The sequence below is a fragment of the Ornithinibacillus contaminans genome, from assembly GCF_001038425.2.
Lineage (GTDB): Bacteria > Bacillota > Bacilli > Bacillales > Amphibacillaceae > Ornithinibacillus > Ornithinibacillus contaminans.
This window is the reverse complement of sequence record NZ_LDPV02000004.1, coordinates 1-1,155: the sequence shown is the minus strand read 5'-3', so window position 1 is coordinate 1,155 and position 1,155 is coordinate 1. Positions and strand designations below refer to the sequence as shown.

General features: G+C 41.0%; 1 protein-coding gene. It reads right to left on the bottom strand.

Features of this window, described 5'->3' with window-relative positions:
• Positions 1 to 31 precede the first annotated feature (31 nt).
• Positions 32 to 787, bottom strand: a complete 756-nt coding sequence (locus JF53_RS00415; protein WP_053351188.1) for a helix-turn-helix domain-containing protein — start codon at positions 785 to 787, stop codon at positions 32 to 34.
• Positions 788 to 1,155: the final 368 nt, after the last annotated feature.

The window sequence follows — 1,155 nt, the reverse complement described above, 5'->3', positions numbered from 1 at the left end:
CGACTCACACCTAATGCTTCACATAGTATGGTTATTTTGAACCCCTTTTTTTCGAGCTTTTTGATTGTTTGGTACTCTGCCTCATACCGCGTTTGCGTAACATCAACTCTCTTTCCACTTCTTCTAACTTTTTTAGCGCAGCGTTCTCTGTTTCAAGGTACTCATTTCGTGCTTTTAATGCTGCAATTTCTGTTCGTAACTTTTCTTCATCTGTTTGGATCTTGTCTGGCTTTCCGTGGCCTCGTCCATCTACCAGTCCATCAGGACCATGCGCTTTGTACTTTTGAACCCATGAGTAAATATTATTATAAGAAACCTGATATTTTTCAGCTGTGTCTTTATAAGATAAGTTATTGGCTAAACATGCTTTGACAATCTCAACTTTTTCTTCATGCGTCACTTTTCTACTTTTCATTGTATACACCTCGGGTTTTGGAGAATAAGTTTTTAATTCCTCCCCCTCAGTATACTTGATGATCCAATTTCGAACAGTACTATCATTCGGAATACCATACTTGCGAGCTAACTGTATGAAAGGTGTGCCTTGTTCGATGCGTTCTTTAACGATCAAGTCCTTAAACTCTTTACTATATTTATTATTTCTCCTCTTCGTTTGAATGCCTCTAATCCCCTGTTCTTGGTATCTCAGCACTTTTTTATTAAATACCGATTTACTTAACAGCAGACCCTTCTTTTCACTTAACTCCCGATAGCTCCATCCTTCATCAAGGTACATTTGAATATATCTTTCAAGTTCATCAACAGAATGTTTACTATTAGAACGCATAAAAAACTCCCCCTAAAGTAGTTTTGTTTTTTTGGTGTCTACTTTAGGGGGAGCATATCAATGGTATGCTCCTTATTTTGGTTCTGTGGTGAGATATGTGTTGAGTTAGATGTTTGCTGGAAGTGACCATTCGAGCGATACTCTTGCGCGTTCGAGCGATGTTTTGGCTGTTCGAGCGATAATCTCGCAGTTCGAGCGATGTTCTCGTCGTTCGAGCGATGTTCTCACCGTTCGAGCGATATTCTCGTCGTTCGGGCGATATTCTCGCCGCTCGAGCGATGTTCTTGTGCGTTCAGGCGATATTCTCGCCGTTCGAGCGATGTTCTCACCGTTCGAGCGATGTTCTCACCGTTCGAGCGATGTTCTCA